Annotated in this window: 21 protein-coding genes; 8 read left to right on the forward strand and 13 right to left on the reverse strand. The window is 40.8% G+C overall.

Going from position 1 to position 23,168, the window contains the following annotated elements:
* Window positions 1–29: 29 nt before the first annotated feature.
* From QMF37_RS07185 to QMF37_RS07205, 5 genes are all read right to left on the reverse strand, one after another.
* Entirely contained in the window at window positions 30–893 is an 864-nt protein-coding gene (locus QMF37_RS07185) for a PPK2 family polyphosphate kinase (RefSeq protein WP_283477523.1), read from the reverse strand.
* A gap of 133 nt (window positions 894–1,026) precedes the next feature.
* Window positions 1,027–1,464: a VOC family protein gene (locus QMF37_RS07190; protein ID WP_058386116.1), complete on the reverse strand. Its 438-nt coding sequence runs from the start codon at window positions 1,462–1,464 to the stop codon at window positions 1,027–1,029.
* 57 nt (window positions 1,465–1,521) lie between these two features.
* On the reverse strand, window positions 1,522–2,646 hold the full coding sequence (locus QMF37_RS07195; protein WP_078080194.1) for a zinc-dependent alcohol dehydrogenase family protein: 1,125 nt from the start codon (window positions 2,644–2,646) through the stop codon (window positions 1,522–1,524).
* A 32-nt stretch (window positions 2,647–2,678) separates the two neighbouring features.
* Window positions 2,679–4,118, reverse strand: a complete 1,440-nt coding sequence (locus tag QMF37_RS07200) for an aldehyde dehydrogenase family protein (RefSeq protein ID WP_071153726.1) — start codon at window positions 4,116–4,118, stop codon at window positions 2,679–2,681.
* 222 nt (window positions 4,119–4,340) lie between these two features.
* The gene (locus QMF37_RS07205) at window positions 4,341–4,907 is read right to left on the reverse strand and encodes an MEDS domain-containing protein (RefSeq protein WP_071153727.1); all 567 of its coding nucleotides are present in this window, start codon (window positions 4,905–4,907) and stop codon (window positions 4,341–4,343) included.
* A 223-nt stretch (window positions 4,908–5,130) separates the two neighbouring features.
* Between QMF37_RS07205 and QMF37_RS07210 the strand changes: the two genes are divergently transcribed.
* A complete protein-coding gene (locus QMF37_RS07210; protein ID WP_058386120.1) occupies window positions 5,131–5,985 on the forward strand; it encodes a GNAT family N-acetyltransferase in 855 nt (284 codons plus the stop codon).
* Between the two features lie 81 nt (window positions 5,986–6,066).
* Here the strand turns inward: QMF37_RS07210 and nhaC are convergent, their stop codons facing one another.
* Together nhaC and QMF37_RS07220 are read right to left on the reverse strand one after the other, a co-directional pair.
* Window positions 6,067–7,524, reverse strand: a complete 1,458-nt coding sequence (gene nhaC / locus QMF37_RS07215) for a Na+/H+ antiporter NhaC (protein ID WP_078080193.1) — start codon at window positions 7,522–7,524, stop codon at window positions 6,067–6,069.
* A 268-nt stretch (window positions 7,525–7,792) separates the two neighbouring features.
* Complete coding sequence (locus tag QMF37_RS07220; protein ID WP_058386122.1) at window positions 7,793–8,059, reverse strand: hypothetical protein; 267 nt, start codon at window positions 8,057–8,059, stop codon at window positions 7,793–7,795.
* Window positions 8,060–8,236: 177 nt separating this feature from the next.
* On the opposite strand from QMF37_RS07220, the gene QMF37_RS07225 reads away from it, so the two are divergent.
* Window positions 8,237–10,072 carry an LTA synthase family protein gene (locus QMF37_RS07225; protein WP_071153728.1) on the forward strand — a complete coding sequence of 612 codons (1,836 nt, stop codon included), beginning with the start codon at window positions 8,237–8,239 and terminating at the stop codon, window positions 10,070–10,072.
* Window positions 10,073–10,199: 127 nt separating this feature from the next.
* Complete coding sequence (locus tag QMF37_RS07230) at window positions 10,200–10,730, forward strand: TlpA family protein disulfide reductase (RefSeq protein WP_071153729.1); 531 nt, start codon at window positions 10,200–10,202, stop codon at window positions 10,728–10,730.
* A 65-nt stretch (window positions 10,731–10,795) separates the two neighbouring features.
* Here QMF37_RS07230 and cax read toward each other — a convergent pair whose 3' ends face one another.
* Together cax and QMF37_RS07240 are read right to left on the reverse strand one after the other, a co-directional pair.
* Entirely contained in the window at window positions 10,796–11,875 is a 1,080-nt protein-coding gene (gene cax, locus QMF37_RS07235) for a calcium/proton exchanger (RefSeq protein WP_281251062.1), read from the reverse strand.
* A gap of 92 nt (window positions 11,876–11,967) precedes the next feature.
* On the reverse strand, window positions 11,968–12,717 hold the full coding sequence (locus tag QMF37_RS07240; RefSeq protein ID WP_058386126.1) for a phosphatase PAP2 family protein: 750 nt from the start codon (window positions 12,715–12,717) through the stop codon (window positions 11,968–11,970).
* A gap of 156 nt (window positions 12,718–12,873) precedes the next feature.
* Between QMF37_RS07240 and QMF37_RS07245 the strand changes: the two genes are divergently transcribed.
* Window positions 12,874–13,770 (forward strand): oxidoreductase, encoded by an 897-nt coding sequence (locus QMF37_RS07245; protein ID WP_058386127.1) that lies wholly within the window; start codon window positions 12,874–12,876, stop codon window positions 13,768–13,770.
* A 62-nt stretch (window positions 13,771–13,832) separates the two neighbouring features.
* Here the strand turns inward: QMF37_RS07245 and QMF37_RS07250 are convergent, their stop codons facing one another.
* The gene (locus tag QMF37_RS07250) at window positions 13,833–14,300 is read right to left on the reverse strand and encodes an NUDIX hydrolase (protein WP_058386128.1); all 468 of its coding nucleotides are present in this window, start codon (window positions 14,298–14,300) and stop codon (window positions 13,833–13,835) included.
* A gap of 188 nt (window positions 14,301–14,488) precedes the next feature.
* Between QMF37_RS07250 and QMF37_RS07255 the strand changes: the two genes are divergently transcribed.
* Both QMF37_RS07255 and QMF37_RS07260 read left to right on the forward strand, forming a co-directional pair.
* The gene (locus QMF37_RS07255; RefSeq protein ID WP_283477532.1) at window positions 14,489–15,373 is read left to right on the forward strand and encodes an oxidoreductase; all 885 of its coding nucleotides are present in this window, start codon (window positions 14,489–14,491) and stop codon (window positions 15,371–15,373) included.
* A 146-nt stretch (window positions 15,374–15,519) separates the two neighbouring features.
* Window positions 15,520–16,533 (forward strand): STAS domain-containing protein, encoded by a 1,014-nt coding sequence (locus tag QMF37_RS07260; protein WP_078080190.1) that lies wholly within the window; start codon window positions 15,520–15,522, stop codon window positions 16,531–16,533.
* A 97-nt stretch (window positions 16,534–16,630) separates the two neighbouring features.
* Here QMF37_RS07260 and QMF37_RS07265 read toward each other — a convergent pair whose 3' ends face one another.
* Window positions 16,631–17,752, reverse strand: a complete 1,122-nt coding sequence (locus QMF37_RS07265; protein ID WP_078080189.1) for an NADH-dependent flavin oxidoreductase — start codon at window positions 17,750–17,752, stop codon at window positions 16,631–16,633.
* 444 nt (window positions 17,753–18,196) lie between these two features.
* Window positions 18,197–18,808, reverse strand: coding sequence for a type 1 glutamine amidotransferase family protein (locus QMF37_RS07270; protein ID WP_078080188.1), 612 nt, complete (start codon window positions 18,806–18,808; stop codon window positions 18,197–18,199).
* 144 nt (window positions 18,809–18,952) lie between these two features.
* On the opposite strand from QMF37_RS07270, the gene QMF37_RS07275 reads away from it, so the two are divergent.
* Window positions 18,953–20,425: a protein adenylyltransferase SelO gene (locus QMF37_RS07275; RefSeq protein WP_078080187.1), complete on the forward strand. Its 1,473-nt coding sequence runs from the start codon at window positions 18,953–18,955 to the stop codon at window positions 20,423–20,425.
* A gap of 184 nt (window positions 20,426–20,609) precedes the next feature.
* Window positions 20,610–21,497, forward strand: coding sequence for a fructose bisphosphate aldolase (locus QMF37_RS07280; RefSeq protein WP_078080186.1), 888 nt, complete (start codon window positions 20,610–20,612; stop codon window positions 21,495–21,497).
* 63 nt (window positions 21,498–21,560) lie between these two features.
* Here the strand turns inward: QMF37_RS07280 and QMF37_RS07285 are convergent, their stop codons facing one another.
* Window positions 21,561–23,117, reverse strand: coding sequence for a class I adenylate-forming enzyme family protein (locus tag QMF37_RS07285; RefSeq protein WP_078080185.1), 1,557 nt, complete (start codon window positions 23,115–23,117; stop codon window positions 21,561–21,563).
* Between the last annotated feature and the right edge of the window lie 51 nt (window positions 23,118–23,168).

Genomic DNA, 23,168 nt, shown 5'->3' on the forward strand with positions numbered 1-23,168 from the left:
GAATAAATTCATCCTGACTCCTTATATGGCTATTCCTCTTTTTCCAATTGTCGAATTGCTTTTTTCAGTTTTTCTTTTTCTTCTCCCGTAATTTTCGGGTACTGCGGGTCTATCCGCTGCAATGCTTCGACCATCACTTCCGAAACGATGTAACGCGAATACCACTCATCATCAGCAGGAAGAGCATACCAAGGCGCATATTCTGTTGATGTATTAGTTAGTAAATCTTCAAAAATTCCTTGATAGCCATCCCAATGCTCACGTTCTTTTACGTCATTAAATGAAAACTCCCAGTTTTTTTCTGGATTTTTCATACGTTCAAGCAATCGACGACGCTGTTCATCATAAGACATATTAAAAAAGAATTTTACTACTGGAAAGCCGTTTTCCACCATATAGCGCTCAAAGTCATTGATTTGACGATAGCGGGCATTCCAAATATTTTCGTCAATCAATTCGTCTGGAAGTGGTGTCTCTTCAAGCAAGTTATGAACTCTTGGGGCAATCACTTCTTCATAATAAGAACGATTTAAAATGCCAATCTGTCCTCTTGCTGGCATTCCTTCACGAAAACGCCACAAATAATCATGAGCAAGCTCTGTTTCAGTTGGCTTTTTAAACGAAGTTGTCTTTAGCCCTTGAGCTGTTAAATTCGAAAAAATATAGGTGATCGCTTCATCTTTTCCCGCGGCATCCATCGCTTGAAGGACAACAACAATCCCTTTCTCTTCCTGAGCATGGAGTTTCATATGCAGCTCTTTAAGCTTTTTGATACTTTTAGGAATCAACTCGTCTTTCAGCTGTGTTTCACTGAATTTGTTTTCATCAGTCGTTGGGTAATCGGAAAGCTTTATTTTCTCATCTTTTTTAACTGTGTATTTATCGGTATTCATAGTCATCCTCCCACATGCTTGTTCAGTACTGTAGTAAATCTACTGATCTCTGTTTCTATACCCTTCATCTGAATAAATCTAACAGCAAAAAAAAATCGCAATCCTTTATAGGGATTACGATTTTTAAACTTAGTTAACTTGTTTCACCTTCAACCGAAATTTGCCAATCGATTCCAAATTTATCCGTTAAAGTTCCAAACAGGGGACTCCAGAATGTTTTGTGTAACTCCATAGAAATGGTACCTTCTTCAGCTAGTTTATGGAAAACGGTTCGTGCTTCTTCCATGTCATTAAAAAATAACGTAAGTGCCATATTTGTGCCATGTCGAAATGCTGTCCCCATCTCCGGCACCACATCTGAGATCATTAATAGATCTCCATTTTCCAAATCGACTTGTGCGTTCATTATCATATCTCTTGCCGCTTCGGGCACACCTTCCATGTCTCCTTCATTTGCCTCACCGTATGTCAGGATTCCTGCTATTTTCCCGCCCAATGCATCTGTGTAAAAATGTGTCGCTTCCTGACCTTTACCTTCAAAATATAAATAGGGAAATAGTTTGGTAATCACACTGATTCTACTTCTAAAAGATGTACTTACATATCGATTGAATTTAATTCTTTTGCTCTAAAACTTGATAATAATTCGTGAAGAGTCGCCTTTTGCTAACAGATCAAAACCTTTATTGATGTCATCTAGTGTAATAAAATCGGTAATCAGTTTATCGACAGGTAACCGGTCTTTCTGAAACAAATCCATGTAACGTGGAATATCGCGGCTCGGTACACAGCTGCCCACATAGGACCCTTTGAGTGTTCGTTCTTCCGCAGTTAACGAGACGTACGGAAAAGAAAATTGATTTTCCGGATGAGGTAACCCGGTCGTGACCGTAGTTCCCCCACGCTTCGTGATGCCATAAGCGACATCCATAGCAGGTACCACTCCCGCAGTTTCAAAAGCATAGTCCAAACCGCCACCTGTCACTTTACGAATTTGTTCAACAACGTCCGCATCCTTTGAATTGAAGACATCTGTTGCGCCCAACTCTTTTGCTTGCTTTAGTTTGGTTTCATTGATGTCCACTGCTACTATGCGACTCGCTCCTGCAGCTATTGCTCCGAGTAATGCACTGAGTCCAACACCCCCAAGTCCAACTACGGCAACGGTACTGCCCAGTTTGATACTTGCCGTATTAACGACGGCTCCAACACCGGTAATGACCGCACAGCCAAACAAGGCTGCTTTTTCAAACGGAATTTCTTTATTTACTTTGACGACTGAGTTCCTAGATACTACGGCATATTCCGAAAAAGCGGATACTCCTAAGTGATGATTGATGATTTCCGTTTCTGTGTGAAGTCGATTTCCGCCACCTAATAAGGTTCCTGCCTTATTTGCTGCAGCACCTGGTTCACACAAGGCAGGACGTCCTTCTCGGCATGGACCACAATGTCCACAGCTTGGTACAAACACACAAGCAACGTGATCGCCAAGCTCTAAGTCGATTACATCTTCGCCTATTTCTACAACGACACCCGCTGCTTCGTGACCAAGAGCCATTGGCACAGGACGTGGCCGACTGCCGTTCATTACTGACAAATCAGAATGACATAAACTGGCTGCCTTTATTTGAATCAGTACTTCTCCCTTTTGCGGCGGATCTAATTCTAAGGTTTCAATTTTAATCGGTTGGCTTTTTTCGTAAGGGGTTTCAGCTCCAATTTCTCTTAATACTGCTGACTTTATTTTCATATACTCACCCGTTTCTCTTGTATTTTCAACACTCACAATTCAGTACGAATTAATTTCACTTCGGTCATTTCTTTAATTGCCAAGATAACTTCATCTTTAAGCACAGCCTTAGCATCAACGCTCTTGTCCGAACCATTGATAGGATGATCGCCTGCACCTTCGTTGATATAGACCTTTTTTGATGTCAAGACATTACCTAGGTGTATAACTCGTTTCATATCGCTTGTGAATACGACTGCTCGTGAGCAGCAGTTGGATTCATTAATAGGATTAATTATTTCTTTTTCAGCACTAAACGGAATAATCGTAATGACTGGAGCAAATCGATCGGTACTACGTTGCTTTATATTAATCGATACATCACTAATAATAGTAGGTTCCATGAAAGCCTCTTTACGGTATCCACCTGCTGATAAAGTTGCGCCTTGTTCAAGCATTTCTCTTACCCATGTTGCTACTCTTTCAGCTGCTTGTTCAGTAATCATCGGTCCGACATCAATTGTCTCGTCTAGAGGATTTACTATTTTAAGTGATTTTACTTTTTGAGTAAGCTTTTCAAGAAAAACTAAATAAATTTCTCTTTCTACATAAATTTGCTGAACTGATGTATAGCTTGCGTCTGCGTGTGTAATGCCCCCAATTACTGCAGCGTAAACTGCTGTGTCCAAATTAGCATCTCTAAAAACAATATGCAGTGTCTTGTAATCATGTGAGAGAATGACTTTTTTCCGTATGGTCGTTCCGTCTGTTTTCAAGTTGTAATTGTCAGTAAAGATCGCATATTTAGTTTTAGGGTGGGTTGTTATTATTCTCGCTAGGTTCTCGTCAGTCCCCATAACAATATTCATTACCCCTTTGGGCAATCCGGATTTTTCAAATAGACGGTAGAGCAAAGAAAAAGAAAGTACGGCTTTTTCTGATGGTTGCAAGATGACTGTATTGCCCGCTGCAATCGCTGAAGCAAGTTGTTCGATCAATAAATTAAATGGCAAGTTAATCGACGTAAAGACGCCTACTACCCCAAGAGAAATACGCTTTGTCATACCCATCTGAGTCAATTTTTCACTTGTACGAGTTAGTGGCATTCTTTCCTCGTAGATTGTTTTTGCACCTTCTGAAGCGTAACGTAACACAGCTATAGCGTGTGCCACTTCTAAACGGGTGGTCTTTAACGGCTTGACTGTTTCTAAAGACAAGAAATACGCAAGTTGATCGATTTCGCTTTCTATTCGATTAGCTGTTTTCCTTAGTATTTCTGATCGTTTCTGAGCCGGCATTTTCTTCATGATTTTTGTGTATACACGATGCGAACAAATAACTGCCTGAGTTGCATCTTCTGTTGTCGCACATGAAAAATTTCCGATTACTTTATGAGTATAAGGATCGTTCACGCTAATTTCTCTAAGACCTGCTTTAATGACTTTGTTCCCTTCAATAATCGAACCGAAACGGCACGTCCCAATTTCAAGCATGTTGGATTCTCCTCCTTTCAATTGGACAATCCTCTTTTACTGTAAATGCAACTGTTTGTTTACATGTTGTTACTTAATATAGTATTCTCTTTTCTATTATTGTCAATATTCCGTCAATAAAGATTGAAGTAATAACACACTTACTCTTTTTTTCTTTAGTTAGTCAAAAAAAGAATTTCTTCACGAAATATCCGTGAAAAAATCCTTTTGAGTGGGTATAACTTAATTAGACTGCCTTGAGATTGGCGAAACGTTGTTGTCGGTCATCAAATAGTCATGGCAATTCATTAGAACGTCTTTAAGCGAATCTGAGAGTCGAGGAGCATCGTAAGCACAAACAGAAATGGCTTTAAGCTGTGGTACAAGTTGCTCAATTGCTTGTTCATATTCTTTAATATCGCTAATGATTTCTGTTTCATCACGCCACTCGATATGTCCCCAAGTACGAAAGCTCAAATCTTTTTCGAGAAAAGGATTGATGATTCGAGAAAAATAATCTAAAATCGTTGGCGGATGAAAATTTCCATTCTTCCAATAAAACGTAAAGCTATTAATATAATGTACATTTTCTAATTGTTCTTTAGATAGAAGTTTCTCTAGATGTGTCAATATCTTTGGGTAAAGACGTTCATTTTCAACAAGTAGAATTTGGTCTCCTTGCTCAATACCGTCCATAACAAAGGAAACAGCATTATCAATGTAACGCTCCAGTTCTTCCACATAATAAAAAACGTGATCGCCTTTAGATAATTGAAATTTGTCCTGAACACTTACGATTTCTTTTCCCAAATGTTTTTTCCCCTTTAACGAGCAAGTTAATGAATATTCAAACCGTCTTTTTCACTATATCTAGTATATATAAAAATAGGAGTAAAAGATACTGCACAGCCTTTCCATTCTAAGTCTTTCGTAGGGATAGATGGGCGATAAGAGCTTAGCACTAGCCAAGTTAGCGTTAGTATTGGATATAATAAAGCTAGGTGTTCTCAACTAGAGCAGGGAGGTCAAGTATGTGAAAAAGATCATTCGGCAATTAGGATTGGACGATTTGCATTATTTAAAAGAAATGGAGACCGGTATAGAAGATGATTATATTCTTCGTGTCTACAGCAGAATTTCTAGCGGTTCTAGTCGTTTGTATGGTTTGTTTGTAGACGACCGTCTTGCAAGTATCGGTGGCTATACGATTTTTGCCAAGCAATACATTATGCTTGGCAGAATGCGCAGTGATTTACGCTTCCGCGGAAAAAATTTGTCCACACAATTAATGTCTTATATTATGGAGCAAGCCTTCTCGCTTCCTGCTATCCAATGGATCGGTGCAAATACGCAGCAAGAAAACACATCCGCCAGACGTGTTATGGATAAGCTCGGTCTTGCCGAAGTATCCACACTTTACAGCGCTATTTCCATTGACGCATCTTCACTTGAGACTGGTGGTGCTATTTGGAAAAGCCTAACAACGCTTTCCCAAAAACAGGCGTGGGTCGATCAATTGTATATTCAGACAGGTGCTGTTTTTCCTTATGAATGCTACTATACGTTTCCAGCTTCTGAAGAGTTGTTTGCCGATGCTAAATTAGCACAATGGTCTTTTTTTGAAAACCCTCAGAAAGACCGTGTGCTCATAGCGAAAAAGGATTACAAACGAGATTATTATCTTCACATCGTCTACCCATGGGATGATTTAATGGAACAAGCCGGATTATGGGAAACTGTTTCACTGGCTCAGCGCGAGTTAAGTGAAACAGTAAAAGCAAAAGCTTTGCTGTGGATCGACTTGTCGCCTTCTCAAGTCAGTGCATTACCAACCCATCACATGTTTAACTTGCCTTCTCCATGGCTATTGTATGGTGTTAATCGCTAATTCGTAATTTACCTAAAAAAGTAAGCTCTCTTTTGAATGTTCAAAAGAGAGCTTACTTTTTTAGTTATCAAACACGAGATCTTAAACATTTTCTGTCAATTCGTTTTCATTATCCATTCGCTGCTGTCTTAACTTTAAATTTTTCACTTCTTCTTTTGTCAAAAATTGAACTTTATACCCAACTAGACCCATAATAATGCCGATAACTGGAACTGTATAATTGAGCACCGCATAAGGAGCATAGGCAAATGGATGAACGGCCAAAGTTGCTAGAATAAATACCCCACATGTATTCCATGGAACAAAAGGGGACGTTAAAGTTCCTCCATCTTCGAGCGCACGTGAAAGGTTCTTTGAATGCAATCCTTTATCTTGATAAGCTGTCGCATACATTCTTCCAGGAATTAGAATCGAAATATACTGCTCTGATGCCGTTGCGTTCGTGAAAAAAGCAGAAACGATTGTCGCTGCGATTAAACTACCAGCTGATTTTGCGACCTTCAAAATTTGTGTAACGATTGCTTTTAGCATACCTGTTTGTTCAAGTATCCCGCCAAGAACCATCGCGAAAATGGTTAAGGAGACAGTGAACATCATTGAAGCGATCCCACCGCGGTTAAACAATTCATCAACCATTTCGTTACCAGAAGCAATGGCAAAGCCGTCATGCAGCGTGTTAACTGCATCCCCAACATTGCCTCCTTGTACAAAAATCTGGCACATAAAACCAAGGAATACACCCACGACTAAAGCTGGCAATGCTGGTACTTTTAGTGCGACTAATCCGATAATCGTTGCAGGTACTAATAACAACCAAGGTGAAATCAAAAAGTTACTGTCTAGCGCGGTTAAAATTCCTTGAATATTTTCTTGGTCAATCGCCGATCCAGCAAATTGGCGACCGAGGAAAAAGTAAACGATTAAAGCAATGACTAGTCCAGGAACTGTCGTATACAGCATATGCTTGATATGTTCAAATAAATTTGTATTCGTAATACCAGCTGCAAGATTCGTAGTGTCTGACAGTGGCGACATCTTGTCACCAAAATAAGAACCTGAAATAACAGCTCCGGCTACCATTGCCGCTGGAATTCCCATGCTAAGACCAATTCCCATACCGGCTACACCAATTGTTCCCATTGTCGACCACGAACTACCAATAGCGAGTGCAACAATTCCACAGATCATACAAATGGTCATCAAAAACAATGAAGGCGTAATAATTTGTAAGCCGTAATAAATCATCGTTGCAATAATACCGCCACCAATCCACGAAGCGATTATCATCCCAACAACAATAATAATCAAAATAGCTGGAAGCGCTAAACGAATTCCTTTGTACGCTCCTTCTTCGATTGTTTCCCATTTGTAACCGAGACGCCAAGCAATCAATGCCGCCACAATAGCGCCTATAGCTAGAGGTACATGTGGACTTCCTTCAAAAACAATAATAGTAATTGCCATTACCGAAATCATGACAATCAATGGAATAAGTGCTAATGCAAATGGTATTTTAATCTCTTGTTGCTGTGTTTTCATTGTATGTATCCCCTTACATTTAAAGTATGACTTCATATTACAGCAAAATTTCAAATAATCTATATTTTTTTTTGCGTAATTGGTCTATAAAATCATTTATTTTAACAAAAGATTTCGGTAATCCTATATAGACAGCACAAAAACAGTTATTTTTTTGAAAAATAACTGTTTGCTTATAGAAAACATAGTAGAAAATCGCGTTGGTGATTTATTTATATCTACTAATTGAGTGGGTCCCCCCACCGCTCAATCGATTCTACTGTTGTATTTACATCTCTTTTTTTAAAGCCAAGTAAATTTCCGCTTCAAAAAATTTGCGACGGTGATCAGCTGATTTTCGTTTAGACAATGTACCGTTATCAAAAACACGACCACAGAAATAAAATGGAGCTTCCTCATTGTCTATAATCTGCCATGTGCCATGGAGAGCCTGCTGACTGCCAAAATCCACGAAAAATTTTTGTCCGTTAGGCAACACAGGATACTTACATTCTGCTTTAGCTGATGTATTTCCATTAAATTTATCCACAGTCATCGCTCCTTTATACGAACTAACTTCTTGTTCCTTTATTTCCTAGATACCCACAGCTTATTTACTCAAACTTTTGCCATGTTTTCGCAGGACTTTAAAGTGGTATTTATAAAGAACTGTATCATTTTGCAAAAAAAAATTTTGATTTGCAAAATAGACTAATTTATTTGGAGGTCTGTCATGAAATTTCCCGAGTATTGGATTTACCTGTTACTGTCTATTTCGAAGCTGTTTTTGTTTAGCGTGTATGCAGGGACTAATTTCTCTTTCAGTTTCTTTGTTCTTAATCTTGCTTCGATAGTGGTGTTGTCTAGTTGGACTTTGTTACTAAGTAGCAAAAAAAGACGATGGATTTTATTGCTATTGCTGTTTTTACATAGCACTCTTCTCATTTCAGATCTTTGGTACTATCGTTATTTTGATGATTTGCTATCTGTCGTGCTAATCGCAGACCTTACACAGATGAGTGATGTTGGCGGTGGATTTCTGACTTTAATCGAAATGAAAGATTTCCTCTTTTTTGCTGACTTGCTAATTTTTTCTATTGTTCTCTTTGCTACTCGCAACACACAAGAAAAAGTAACACTGGAGAGAAAAAGGATAGTAGCAGGTGGTGGCTTTGCGCTTGGACTTGCGTTGTTTGTGATTCCTATCGTGATTAGCTACTCTAACGAAGAACAATGGCTTGTAGATGAACCGATTTCGAATATGCGTGAATATTACCAGCTTGGATTTTGGGGCTATCACGGGTTAGATTTTGCCCAAGGTATTGGCTCTTTTTTTAAAGACACGAATGTAACTGCTGAAGAAGAGTCACAGATTCGCCAATTGCATCCCAACCACTCTTCAACTAATCCCGATTTTGAAAAACCAAATGTGATCGTTGTTCAATTAGAGTCTTTTCAAACATCCGTCATTGAACAGCAAGTGAATGGCCAAGAACTAACCCCTCACTTAAATGCGTTAAAAGAAGAAGCATACTTTTTCTCATCGTTTTATCATCAAACGCATGAAGGTCGGACATCGGATGCTGAATTTATTACATTAACGTCTCTATACCCGTTAAAATCCGGTTCAGTTTATACGCAATACGCCGACCACGAATTTGATGGCTTACCCGAACTGCTTAGAAATGCAGGATATGACACAGCAGCTATGCATGCGTTTGAAAAAGATTTCTGGAATCGTGATGATTTTTACAAGAATATCGGTTTTAACCATTTCTTCAGCCAAACAGATTTCCCCGACAATCAGGATATCGGCATGGCTTTGAATGATGAAGACTTTTTCACTTCTTCTATCGATTTCGCTGAACAGTTAAAAGAGCCTTATTTTGCTTTTTTAGTCGCATTATCGAGTCATACACCCTATGAAATACCCGAAGAACTAGAGCAATTAGAGTTATCCGGTTACGAAGATCCCCTGTTAAAAGGCTATTACGAAACAATTCATTATGTTGATGGCGCTGTAGGCGTGATGATCGAAGAACTAAAGAAAAGGGACATGTGGGATGATTCACTCATCGTGTTCTATGGTGATCATGATAGTGGATTGACTCAGGCCACTAGTGAAATGGCACAAAAACTCGATGCCAAAACGAAGGTGGAATTATTTGAACTTGATCGACAAGTTCCACTGTTTATTAAAGCACCAAACATGACCCGTGGAGAAACGTTTACTAATAACGGTGGTCAAATTGATATTGCTCCGACTATCCTTGACTTAGTCGGAATTGAGTCGTCTTATATGCTGGGACAGTCGCTATTAAGCGATACTAGCAATTTGACGCTGTTCCGTGACGGTGCTTTTCGTTATGAAAAATTTTATTTTGAGCCTGATTTGACTGTAGCTGCTGGAAGCGGCACTTGTTATGAAACAGATTCGGGCGAAAAAGTTGAAGTTAAGCAGTGTAGCGAGCAGATTGACTCTGTCACTGAAAAGCTACGGTTATCTGATTTGATTATCCAAAAAAATGCGTTACAAAAAATAGAAGAGAGCAAAAGTGACAAAAAATAGACTGCGTATCAACTAACGGTGATTTCTCATAGAAAACGAAGAGACCAAAATTTCTTTTATTGAATTTTCACTATATGATGGAATTAGATAAACTCGAACTGCTCGTTTACAGAAAAGGATGATGGCTATGAGAATATTACGAAACACCCTATTACTGTTTGTTCTTTTAGTGGCACTAAGTGGATGCACAGGTACTTCACAACAAGATGGAGCAAATGCTGAACAACTGAACGATGGCAATCCAGCGCCTAGTTTTAACTTAGTGGATTTGGAAGGAAATCAGCAAAACCTTGCCGATTACGCCGGTCAAAAGGTATACGTAAAATTTTGGGCATCTTGGTGTTCTATTTGTCTTTCTGGTATGGAGGAATTGAATACATTAGCGGGTGAAGACACCGATTTTAAAGTGCTAACAATCGTATCGCCAGACTCTAATGCTGAGAAAAGCAGCGACTCATTTGCTAAATGGTTTAAAGGATTTCCTGATGCCAAGAATATTACTGTGCTATTAGATGAAGGTGGTACTTTCTTTGACGAATATGGCGTCATTGGTTATCCAACTTCTGTTTATATCGGATCAGATGGCACACTCGTTAAAAGTCAGACTGGTCATTTCAGCAATGAAGAAATTAAAGCAAGCTTTGAATCAATCCAATAAGCAGTAGGTACTGCAATCAAAAAATGAAACAAGCTGCCAACGATTTTTTCGTTGGCAGCTTGTTTTTACAACAAATAAAACCCGATTCCCATGATGAGATAAGCCGCGAGTAGCGTTAAGCCTTCAAACCAGTTCGATTCTCCATCATTCATAACGTTGATTGCCAGAAAGACTGCAGTAATCATTGCGACTAGTTCTGAAACGGTAAAAACCAATGGCATTTGTTGCGGCATGAAAAGAGAAATAAGCACTAAAACAGGTGCCACAAACATGGCAATCTGGAGCGTGGAGCCGATGGCAATTTCTACCGCCACGTCCATTTTGTTCTTCATGGCCATGATGAGCGCAGAAGCGTGCTCAGCCGCATTCCCAACAATTGCGACGATGATCACACCAATAAACAATTCAGACCAGCCAAACTGCTCTCCTACTTCTTCAAATGTATGAACCAAGTTTTCTGAAACGTAAGCAACGATTAACGTGGCAACGAGCAGAATAATCAGTGCCTTCTTTTTCGACCACTCTGGTTCTTCGTGTTCGGAATCTTGTGCTGCGTCTGCATGGTTATAAACACCACGATGTGTAACGAGCTTGAAGAATAATCCTGCCAAGTACAAAACAATCATGATAACGGAAATACCGACACTCAATTGAATGGTCTCGGTTTCGTTCATTGTCATCGAAAAAATTTCTGGAATGACAAACGCTACAACAACTGCAAAAATTAGTAAACCTGAGTTGTGTGTAGCGTCATGAACGTTGAACATTTGTCGCTTAAATTTGATGCCTCCTAGGAAAAAGGACAATCCGCCGACTAACAGTAAATTTCCGAGCACCGAGCCGGTTAAGGAAGCTAATACGACGCCGATCAAACCTGCCTGCAAGGCGAAAATAGAAATGATCAATTCTACGGCGTTTCCAAATGTTGCATTCAGCAAACCACCGATGCGTGGACCGCTGACGATTGCTAGACTTTCTGTTGCTCTTCCCATAAAACTTGATAATGCCACAACACTTATTGAGCAGATAAAAAACATGGCGATGCTTGGCCAGTTCTGGAAAGATCCAAGTACCGTTAAGGGTACTCCTACCGCCACCAAAACTCCGAATATCCGATTCATAACGTCCCTTCTCTCCTTTTTAATAATATTGGATACCCATTCTCCTAAATTTCCTAACACAAAAACGACATCCTTCTGTTATAAATAGGAGGTCGTTTCTGATTACTTTTTCTACTTTATTTATTAAAGAAAGGCAATTTTGTTCGCACGGTTCTATATAGCGGCCCTAATAGTTTGCGAAGTGCATAAACTGGCGGTACCGGACTTCTGCTATGCCATTGAATCCATTCAAGTGCAACCAAACTCAATATCAACCAAATCAATCCAGCAATGTAGCCACCCAGAACATCACTTGGGAAATGTGCACCGAGATAGATTCGACTGCTGCCAATCATAATAATGAGCATACCCAAAATGGCGACAAACAACCACCGAATCCAAGACCGTTGTCGTGTTCGGATGACCAAATATATGACAAAGCCGTAAAAAATCAGCGACCCCATCGAATGACCACTTGGAAAACTATAGCCGATCGCATCAATACCCGGATTAATACTCGGACGTTCCCGGACATATAGATTTTTTAATACGGTCGTTAATAGTGAGCCTCCCCCCACTGCAATAACAAAAAACAACATGCCCCACTTGTCTTTCATTTTAACTCCAAGTACGACCAGTACGACGAGTGACAACACCGTTAAAAACCATACTGAACCCATTTCGGTAAAGATGAACATTACCTGATCCCACGTTTTGCTTGCTCCTGCTTCCATTCCATTAATAATAAAGTTATCAAATTGGGCAACTTCTTTTTCCACGACTTCTTCAGCTAATTCTGCAAATAATACAATAAACAGCACAGCTAGACCCAGTCCACCGATTAACAGCAAAAAAGCCAAGCCTGCTAGTTTTTCATTTTTCTCCATCTTATCGCTCCCGCCTATCGCTAATAGTGTACTTCTACCCTTTTTGAGTAGAATATATGTAACAGCAAAAAGTTCTTTAATCCTATCATTTGTTCCGTGAGCTATGGCGTGGTATTTTTATCGTACGACAAATAACATGACTCAGGAGCTGATTGTTTGAAACAGTTAACCGGAAAGACAGCCATTGTTACAGGAGCCAACAGCGGTATCGGATTAGAAGCTTCAAAAGTCTTTTCCGGTCTTGGCGCACAAATTATTATGGCCGTGCGGGACCTTGAAAAAGGCAAGGCGGCTCGTGAATTGATTCTTGATGTAGATAAAGACGCGCTCGTTACCGTCATGAAACTTGATCTAGCAGATCTTGCAAGCGTTCATGCATTCGTAGAAAGCTTCAAAAACAAGCACGATTCACTTGATTTGTTAATCAACAACGCTGGCGTTATGACACCCCCCTATTCAAAAACCAAAGACGGTTTTGAATTGCAGTTCGGCAGCAATCATCTCGGACATTTTGCATTAACCGGCCTTTTGATGCCGTTACTGAAAAATACGCCGGATTCACGTGTCGTGTCTCTCAGCAGTTTGGCTCATAAAGGGGCGAAAATCGATTTTGATAACCTTGATGGTGCCAAAGGTTATAAAGCGATGAAATTTTATGGCCAAAGCAAACTAGCGAATTTGCTGTTTGCTCAAGAATTAGACAAGCGCTTTAAAGCGTACGATTTGCAAACCGTCAGTATTGCTTGTCATCCAGGAATTTCCGCCACCAATCTTTTTAAATTTGGCAAGCGGGATGCACCGAAACTGATGAAGTCGCTCATGCATAACTTCTTGCAGCCACCTGCTATGGGTGCTTTACCGACCATTTATGCAGCTACCGATTCACGACTGACAGGCGGCGAATATATTGGTCCAGATGGCAAAGGTCAACGTAAAGGCTACCCAACGCTAGACACGCCTCACGCGTCAGCTGGTGACCAGGCAGTTGCTCAAAAACTCTGGGACGTATCAGAAAAGCTGACCGGCGTCCAATTTGATTTCAGCAAAGTCTGATGACACTAGAAGCCACTTTCATTATTAAAATGAAAGTGGCTTTATTCATTACTTCCCGGCTGTTATCCCGGCTGGTTGGTTAGGTGGTTAAGATAGTCCTCGATTACTACGCGGTGACTACCGACCATCCTGTCCGGCAAATCGGCTGGAGCAAAAAACTTAAAGCTTAGTGATTCTTTTTGATCAACAATCAATTCGCCGTGAAATTTATTTGAATAATAACCCGTCGTGACCACATAAAATTCATCGCCATTTTTGGCCACTACAAAATGTTTCGGTCCGGAGTAGACATTGATCAATTTCAACTCGGCAATCGTCAAACCAGTCTCCTCCATAACTTCTCGTTTTGCTGTATCTTCTGTGGATTCGCCGAGTTCCATCAGTCCACCCGGAAGACCCCACAAACCTTCTGGGAATTTCCTTTCTTCTAGCAGCAAACGCCCTTCTTCATCAACAATTACGACGACCGAACCAACAAGAATTAACGGTCTATGCCCCACAACCGCTCGCAATTCTTCTACATACCCCATCTACCTAACCTCATTTCTTCAGTATACGAATCGAAACTTCCATAGATCTCTCTCTATTCTACCGCTCAGCTCAAGGAATAAATAACAAAAACCACATACTTTTTTATTAGCAAAGATTCCAAATCGTTCATAAAACGGCTAAAATAATAAACAGCAACTCCAGTCTTAGAAACAAAGGAAGTGTTACTTTGCTCATAGGGAAAACAGCTATCATCACAGGTGGCAATAGCGGTATCGGCTTTGAAACGGCAAAAGCTCTGCTAGCACTAGAGGCACAGGTTATTCTGGCTGTCCGCAATACGAAAAAAGGAGCTCAAGCGCGCGCTACTTTATTGGCGCTTTATCCTTCTGCTCAAATCGATGTCATGAAGTTGGATTTGGCTAACCTTGAAACGATTCGGAAGTTTGCTGAACAATTCAGCAAAGCCTTCGATAAACTTGATCTGTTAATTAACAATGCGGGTATTATGACACCCCCTCTTTCAAAAACAACAGACGGCTTTGAACTGCAGTTTGGCAGCAATCATCTTGGCCACTTTGCTTTAACGGGTCTGCTTTTGCCTTTACTAACAAACACTTCTGGTTCACGTGTCGTGACTGTTAGCAGCCGAGCACATAGCCGTGGCACAATCGACTTTGATAATCTCGAAGGAACCAAGGGTTATCAGGCAAAAAAATTCTATAACCAAAGCAAGTTAGCTAATTTATATTTTGCGTTAGAGTTAGATAAGCGCTTTAAAGAACATGGCTGTCAGACAATTAGCGTAGCTTGTCATCCAGGTGTTTCTGCCACCAACATTTTAAAGCTTGGCAGTCAAGAAATTCCAACTGCTGTTAAACGTGTTGCTAACCTTTTTCTTCAACCACCTAGTATGGGAGCATTGTCGGCAATTTATGCTGCGACCGAACCCAGTCTTATGGGTGGGGAATACATTGGTCCAGTTGCCCAGTTTCAACGAAGAGGCTATCCTGCGCTAGGAACCCCTCACACCAATGCAACTGATCCTGAAATTTCTTGCAAGCTTTGGGACGTGTCGGAAAAACTGACGACTGTTGTGTATCCCTTTAAATGACTAGATTAAAAGCTGACAGTATGTATGGCCGATTTTTTGTATTTTTTTTGGTGAGACATATTGTTTGTTATCCAAGGAATACTTAAAGAGAGTTTGTGATTTTTATTCTCTATCCCCACTTTTATCATAATGGAGGAATTTATAGCATGAGCAAAAAAAATATAGTTGTCGGCGGTATTGAATTGCAATGGGATTTGGAAACAGGAGAAACATTTTTTGAAGGTGGAGATGTTGTTTTCTTTTGGATTTCTGCCATGGAAACTTTTTTTGACACGATCAAAGACATTTCAGGTATTGAAGCAACACAACTCGTATTAGAAACGACTGGATTTCGTCAAGGCGTTATTGTCGGTGAAGGATTTAAAAACTTAAAGCAAATCGATACGTCCAACATTGTCGAGTGGATTTCCAATACTTATGCCCCTGCTGGTTGGGGAAGAGTGGAAATCGTCAAAATGGACACTGAACACAATACCTTTACATTACATATCCAAAATGATTGGGAATATAAAATGAACTTACTAAAAAACAAAGGCACAGAAGGTATATTTGTCCCTTCTCATTATGCAGGTGTATTGACAGGTCTGTTTGGTATTAACTTCTGGTATAAAACCATTCAGTATCAAAACGATAGCACCCCTTATAGCATCGTCGAATATTTCCCTTCTGAAGTAACCGTTCAGCAAAATATTCGTGAGCTGTCTCGGAAACAAGAAGCCGATCAAATTCAAAAACTTGAAGCACTCGTAGATGAGCATACAAAATCGCTGCAAAATTTAGTCCGAGAGCTTTCTTCTCCGATTATTCCTGTACTTGAAGGCATTATTGTCGTACCGATGATTGGCAGTTACGATGAACAACGGACAGAAGATTTAATCGTTAAAACTTTAAGTGAACTTCCAAAACACAAAGCCCAATACCTATTAGTTGATTTGACTGGTTTAAATCAACATATTACAGAACATACAGCTTCCTTAATCGATAAACTTGGGGCTTCTGCAAGACTTTTAGGAACGGAAGTCATTTTAGTCGGCATTTCACCTGAACTGGCAATCATTATTGCTCAGTCACAAAATAGCTTGAAAACCTTCGAATCCCTACAAAGCCTTCAGCACGGCATTTATTATGCGTTAGGCCGCAGCGGTCGAAAAATCGTTTGACATGTTTAGTTACAAAAAAAACAGCGCGACCCGGATAAATTCCAGGGCGTGCTGTTTTTTTGCGAAGCGCACACCAAATTTCCCGCTTACATTTGGGTTACTCCTCGACTCGGAACCAGCCAGGTGCATTCGTTACCATATTCCACAGATTTTCAGGAATATCTAGCTGCTGTTTTCTAGTCAAATGGATTGCTTGATAAATTTCCTCATCTCTACTTTCTTGAACTTTCGCGAGCCAGTCCGGATCCATAATTAATGCATGACCGAGAGACACGAGCGGAGTAACTTGTAATGCCTCTTTTACATGATCTAAGGTCTGCAAGCCACCTACTCCAATAACCGGTACACGACTCCCAATATGCTGTTGAATGAGTTCCACACGCGAGCGGCTATCCTCTTCGCGAATCGAACCACCAAAAAATCGTCCGACTGATACATGAATATAGTCGATGCCCTGATCAGCAATAGCGGTTAAGAAAGTCAATGTATCGTCCATTGTAATACCAGGCTCCTCTTTTTCTTCTGGGCTAACACGATAACCGACCACAAATGGTTGACTGGCATGCTTGTTAACTGCTTGCTGGATCGATTTGATTACTGCCAGCGGAAAGTTCATACGTGAATCGACGTCGCCTCCCCATTTATCCGTACGTCTATTAGAATGCGGCGAGAAAAATTGCTGAATCAAATACGTATTAGCCCCGTGAATCTCCACACCATCAAATCCTGCTTCAATTGCACGTCTTGTCGCTTCGCCGAATGCCTCGATTGTTTTCTCAATTTCTTCAGAACTCATTTCTCGCGGTATAACGGCATTTGAACGTAGTGCTGCTACGGCACTTGCTGAAACTGGCTGATTGCCTTTTAATAAGTCTTCATTTGACATACGTCCTGCGTGATAAATCTGTAAAATGGCTTTGGCTCCGCCTTCTCGAATAGCTGTAGCCAGTCGTCTGAGGCTCTCGATACGGTCATCGCTGTCTGCCCCGAATGGACCTGGAAAGCCTACACCGAGTGGTTCGACATGTGCGCAGGCAGTAATAACTGCACCTAGTCCACTTTCAGCACGGCGTTTATAATAAGTCAGTTCTTCTTCTGTAACGTCACCACTGGGATCCGAAGATGAGGTAGTCATCGGTGCCATCAAGATTCGATTCTTAACGGTTAGTCCAGATGTAAAAGTAAATGGTTCGAATAGATATTGAGTTGTTATCGTCATCTAAATCCCTCCTTATCTAGTTCTTTACCCATCTGAAGACGCTTGCAAGCCTAGTTTCTCTTACTCCATCTACTAAATAAAGAAGCGGTGATTTGCTTCACACCTGTATAAATTTATCTTTTTATTGAAATGCTAAAACCGGCTAGTAGACTGCAAGTCTACTAGCCGGTTGATTGCGTTCTCACTCTATTTAACAATGCTGTAATAAACTTGAGAAGTTAAGCGATAAATAATCCAGTAGCTAGCTGCAAAAGCAAACACTACTCCAATAAATGAGAGCAGCCATGTAATCTCGTTTGTCACACCGAAAATTAGTAAAAGCTTTCGGACAATTGGATAGGCAAAACTAACATGGATTGTGGCAATAACAATTAGGGTTTTTCAGACACTTACTTGAAGTAGATAATTAAGCCCGTACATGACAGCTGGTTTATTCAACTCGATCTATTGGTTCGTGTTCATGTTTTCGTAATAACCTTGTTTGAAAAAACGATACCATTCGTCAATTTCAGCTTGCGGTGCCGCATTCAGCGCCTCAAGCACTTGTTTTCCAAACTCCAGAAATGCCGAACCGTTGGCAGTGATGATTTGTCCACTCCGAACGGCCTGCTGATGGAGATAGCCTGCCTCATTGCTGTAGTTCTCTCCAGCTGTCTCCTTCAGATCTTCTAGGTGATTGCTAGTATGTCGAATGTTGTTCAGGATTCCATTGTTCCCCAAAAATACAGTTGCGTCACAAATCGCACCAAGAACGACTCGTTTTTCGAGAGCTTTATCGACTAACTTCATGACCTGTTTGCTGTCTTTCTTTCTCCAAGAGTTTCCACCGATTAACATCAGTCCCACAAAATCCTTTGGTGCATCAGTCAATCCGTAATCCGGCAACACCGTAAAGCCCCCAATTGATTGAATCGGATCTGTCGTCAACGACACCGTCTTGACATTAAACCGTTGTCCTTTACCTTCTGGCTCTTCATTCAGCGCAGCTGCTAATGAACCCGCTTCCCAATCCGCATAGTCATCTAACAACACAAATAAAACGGTGTTATTGCTCATATAATCTTCTCCCTTTCGTTCGAATATTCACTTTCTCATTTACCGAATTATAGCATACGTAAATCACTCGAACAGCGGAGACATGTTCCTCTGTTCGAGAGGGTATAATGAAAGTAAATCCTACTTAAAGAAGGAGAATCGATAATGAATAAAAAAGAACTTACACATACCGGATGGCAACTGGATAATAGCTATTCACGTTTGCCTGAAATTTTTTTTAGCAGGTTTTCTGTTAATCCAGTGCCGACACCTAAACTCGTGATGTTCAATGAACAATTAGCGGCAACACTGGGATTAGATTCTGAGGAATTAACAAGTGAAGACGGCATTGCCATTCTTGCAGGAAATGCCGTTCCAAAAGGCACGATCCCCCTTGCTCAAGCTTATGCTGGACATCAATTTGGTCATTTTACGATGCTTGGCGATGGCCGTGCTTTATTAATTGGCGAACAACTAACGCCTACTGGCAAACGCTTAGACATTCAGTTAAAAGGTTCTGGTAGAACGCCTTATTCAAGAGGTGGAGATGGTCGTGCTGCACTTAAACCTATGCTACGCGAATACCTCATCAGTGAAGCGATGCACGGGCTCGGCATTCCAACAACACGTAGCCTAGCTGTCGTCGAAACTGGCGAAACCGTTCGTCGTGAAACTATACTTCCCGGTGCAATTATGACGCGCATCGCCGATAGCCATCTGCGCGTTGGCACGTTTCAATACGCAGCCAGGTTCGGAACGACAGAAGATGTGAAGGCGTTAGCTGACTATGCATTAGAACGCCATTTCCCTCATATACAAGATGTTCCAAATCGGTATTTGGCATTGTTTCAAGAAGTGATCAAACGCCAGGCCGCGTTACTTGCCAAATGGCAAGTAGCCGGTTTTATTCACGGCGTAATGAACACCGACAACATGGCAATTAGTGGTGAAACAATCGACTACGGTCCTTGTGCATTTATGAATAGCTATGATCCGAAAACTGTTTTCAGTTCGATTGACGCTCAAGGTCGCTATGCTTACGGCAACCAACCGATGATTGCTGGCTGGAATTTGGCTCGCTTTGGTGAAAGTTTACTGCCTTTGTTGCACGACATACCGGGAGAGGCCGTCGAAATGGCACAGAGACAACTCTCTAACTACATCGAACTGTTCGAAAGTCACTGGCTTAACGGCATGCGCCGAAAACTGGGGCTCTTCAATGAAGAAGCAACTGATAAGATCTTAGTCGAAGAATTGCTCAATCTAATGCATGCCAACGTTGCAGATTATACCAATACCTTTCGCGCATTAACTTTCGATAAACTGCAAGGCAACAATTTTTTCACAACACCCGAATTCTCGGAATGGCATCGCTCATGGCAGACACGTCTCCACCGGCAAGAGGAATCCATAGAAGCCATTCAGCAATTGATGCGCGACAGTAATCCGGCTGTCATCGCGCGCAATCACCGAGTGGAGGAAGCTTTGGAAGCAGCTGAAGAACGAGGAGATTACCGTGTTCTCCACCAACTTCTGGCAGTACTGGCTAATCCGTATGCTCACTCACCCGAACAAGAAATCTATGCGCAGCCGCCGGGTCCTACGAGTGGACTTTACCAGACTTTTTGTGGAACTTGATAGCTAAGGGAAGTTTGCAACCATTTATACAGGGAAACCCTTATGTATAGATCGATTAGTAAAAAATTTCTTTTTGTAGTTTCTTGTATATATTGTTACAATATTCAGTGAAAGAGTTTCTTTATAGTAAATTTTTTACGCACACTGATCGACTTTCTAAAAACTTATCTAAGGAGCTGGGATGATGAATCAGGAACAAATGGAATTCGTGAAAAACGGCAAAGGCTTTATTGCAGCACTTGATCAAAGTGGCGGCAGCACACCGAAAGCTTTAGCGCTGTACGGCGTTTCGGAAGACCAATACTCGACAGAAGAAGAAATGTATGACTTGATCCATAAAATGCGGACACGCGTCATGACAGCACCTTCTTTCAGTTCTGATTCGATTATCGGGGCAATCCTTTTTGAACAAACGATGGACCGCAAAGTGGAAGGTCATTATACCCCTGATTATTTATGGCAGAAAAAAGGCGTCGTGCCTTTCCTAAAAGTCGACAAAGGATTAGCCGATGAAGAAAACGGCGTTCAGGTCATGAAGCTTATTTCAGACTTAGAAGATGTCTTAAAACGTGCCAACGAACGAAATGTTTTTGGTACGAAAATGCGTTCCGTTATTAAAGAAGCCAATTCTGAAGGCATCAAAAAAGTAGTCGAACAGCAGTTTGACGTTGGCAAACAAATTCTTGCAGCTGGTTTAGTGCCCATTCTTGAACCTGAAGTAGATATCAATAGCAAAGACAAAGAACAATCCGAAACAATACTTAAAGAAGAAATGTTAAAGCAGTTAGACCAGTTAAAGGAAGACCAAAATGTCATGATCAAAATCACTATTCCTAACGTAGATAATTTCTTTAAGGAAATGATTGATCACCCACGTGTACTTCGAGTGGTCGCATTGTCAGGCGGCTATAAGCGAGACGATGCTAATAAGAAATTAGCTGCGAACGAAGGACTGATTGCTAGCTTCTCGCGTGCTTTATCTGAAGGTGTCAGCGCCAGTCAGTCAGATGAGGAATTTAACACCCTGTTGGAAAACTCCATTAAGAGCATTTACGAAGCTTCTATTACTTAAACAAACAACACAAAGGTGCCTCGCAGCTTAACTTGCTGCGAGGCATCTTTGTGTTGCCAAAACCTAATAACGACTCTCTGGAATTTTACGGAACCATTCAAATTCGCTAATATGCAATTCACGCAATTTATACTTCACAATTTTCCCAGCTCCACTGCGTGGCAGTGAATCCGCGATTCTGTATTTGCGTGGAATTTTGTATCCCGGAAGATGCTCTAAAAAATAATCCATTAATTGCTCTTCATCAATAGTTTCTCCTTGTTTAGGTACGATAACCACGCCTACGATCTCGCCCCACTCTTCTTCCGGCAAACCAACCGTTGCAGCTTCAGCCACTTGCGGATGGCTGTTAATAACCTGCTCTACTTCAATCGAATAGATATTTTCTCCGGCTGAAATGATTCGATCTGCTTTACGATCGACAAGTGAGATAAATCCGTCTTCATCAATTGTTGCTAAATCTCCTGTTAATAACCAACCATTTTGAAAAGCTTCTTCTGTTTCCTGCGGTTTTTTGAAATATTCTTTCATGACCGTCGCACCTTTTATGACAAACTCTCCAATAGTTCCAGGCTGAACATCCCGAAACTCCTCGTCAACTACTCGTACTTCTGTGAAGTACATCGGCTTTCCACCAGAGCCTACTTTATATTCATGCTGAGCTGGCAATAAAAAGACGCCTCCAGGACCACCTTCCGTTAATAGGCATAGATTGTAAAATTGTTGGTGTCCAAAAAAGGTCATTGCTTGCTTGACTAGATCCGCTTCGATTGGATCTGCACCATACATGCATTTGGTGACAGAAGATACATCAACTGTATCTGCATCTGGCATTTGCAGCAATGCACTGTACATATCCGGTAAACCAAAGAAAACAGAAACTTGGAATTCATTGATTGCTTGAATGGCTTTGACTGGCTCGAAGTCGCGAACAATAACATTAGAGGTCCCTAGTAAAATGCCGGTCACTAAATATAGATTTAATTGAACCGAATGGAAAAGCGGCACAGCATGAAGAATCCGATCTTCAGCTTTTAACTCCACTCCAAAAACAAAAGAAGCACTGACGTTAGCGAGACGCTGATGATCAAACAACGCGCCTTTTGGTTTTCCGGTAGTACCAGACGTGTACAAAATTTCGGCGTCATCGGTACTGAATACTTCAACGGAAGGTTCTAATGCATTTTCGCTTACCACGCTTTCCCAGCTAAGATAATCGTTATTGTCAGGTGCAGGATGAACGATAATTTGCTGAAGTGAGCTTGCTTGTGCTTTTTCTTCAGCTACAACAAGTTCAAATTCCGCATCACAAAAGATAAATCTACTATCAGACTGACCGAAAATATAGCCACTTTCATCTGAACTTAGCTGGTAGTTCACAGGTACAGCAACACCGCCGGCTTTTAGCACAGCAAAAAAAGCCAGGACGTAATAATCGGAGTTTTTCATAAACAACGATACTTTATCGCCTTTTTGCAAACCGGTTTCCAACAGTCCATTGGCTAATCTATTTACTTCTTCATTAAGCTCTTGGTACGTATAGGATCTTCCTTCGCACGTAATGGCCATCTTATCTGAAAAGCGTTTCGCATTTTGTCTGAGTGATGTTGTAATATTCATTTGAATTCCTCCTCGTGTAATCAACTTATTGCTCTTATAGTTGTTCCTCCT

It is taken from the genome of Planococcus sp. S3-L1 (assembly GCF_030063085.1).
In the GTDB taxonomy this organism is placed as follows: Bacteria; Bacillota; Bacilli; order Bacillales_A; family Planococcaceae; genus Planococcus; species Planococcus kocurii.

Coding starts and splice junctions, on each gene's coding strand:
- QMF37_RS07265 (WP_078080189.1), bottom strand. CDS start 17,752: ATGACGATAACAACTCAATATCTATTCGAACCATTTACTTTTACATCT.
- QMF37_RS07260 (WP_078080190.1), top strand. CDS start 15,520: ATGAGCAAAAAAAATATAGTTGTCGGCGGTATTGAATTGCAATGGGAT.
- QMF37_RS07220 (WP_058386122.1), bottom strand. CDS start 8,059: ATGACTGTGGATAAATTTAATGGAAATACATCAGCTAAAGCAGAATGT.
- QMF37_RS07285 (WP_078080185.1), bottom strand. CDS start 23,117: ATGAATATTACAACATCACTCAGACAAAATGCGAAACGCTTTTCAGAT.
- nhaC (WP_078080193.1), bottom strand. CDS start 7,524: ATGAAAACACAGCAACAAGAGATTAAAATACCATTTGCATTAGCACTT.
- QMF37_RS07195 (WP_078080194.1), bottom strand. CDS start 2,646: ATGAAAATAAAGTCAGCAGTATTAAGAGAAATTGGAGCTGAAACCCCT.
- QMF37_RS07185 (WP_283477523.1), bottom strand. CDS start 893: ATGAATACCGATAAATACACAGTTAAAAAAGATGAGAAAATAAAGCTT.
- QMF37_RS07280 (WP_078080186.1), top strand. CDS start 20,610: ATGAATCAGGAACAAATGGAATTCGTGAAAAACGGCAAAGGCTTTATT.
- QMF37_RS07270 (WP_078080188.1), bottom strand. CDS start 18,808: ATGAGCAATAACACCGTTTTATTTGTGTTGTTAGATGACTATGCGGAT.
- QMF37_RS07240 (WP_058386126.1), bottom strand. CDS start 12,717: ATGGAGAAAAATGAAAAACTAGCAGGCTTGGCTTTTTTGCTGTTAATC.
- QMF37_RS07275 (WP_078080187.1), top strand. CDS start 18,953: ATGAATAAAAAAGAACTTACACATACCGGATGGCAACTGGATAATAGC.
- QMF37_RS07225 (WP_071153728.1), top strand. CDS start 8,237: ATGAAATTTCCCGAGTATTGGATTTACCTGTTACTGTCTATTTCGAAG.
- QMF37_RS07200 (WP_071153726.1), bottom strand. CDS start 4,118: ATGCTTGAAATTGGGACGTGCCGTTTCGGTTCGATTATTGAAGGGAAC.
- QMF37_RS07250 (WP_058386128.1), bottom strand. CDS start 14,300: ATGGGGTATGTAGAAGAATTGCGAGCGGTTGTGGGGCATAGACCGTTA.
- QMF37_RS07230 (WP_071153729.1), top strand. CDS start 10,200: ATGAGAATATTACGAAACACCCTATTACTGTTTGTTCTTTTAGTGGCA.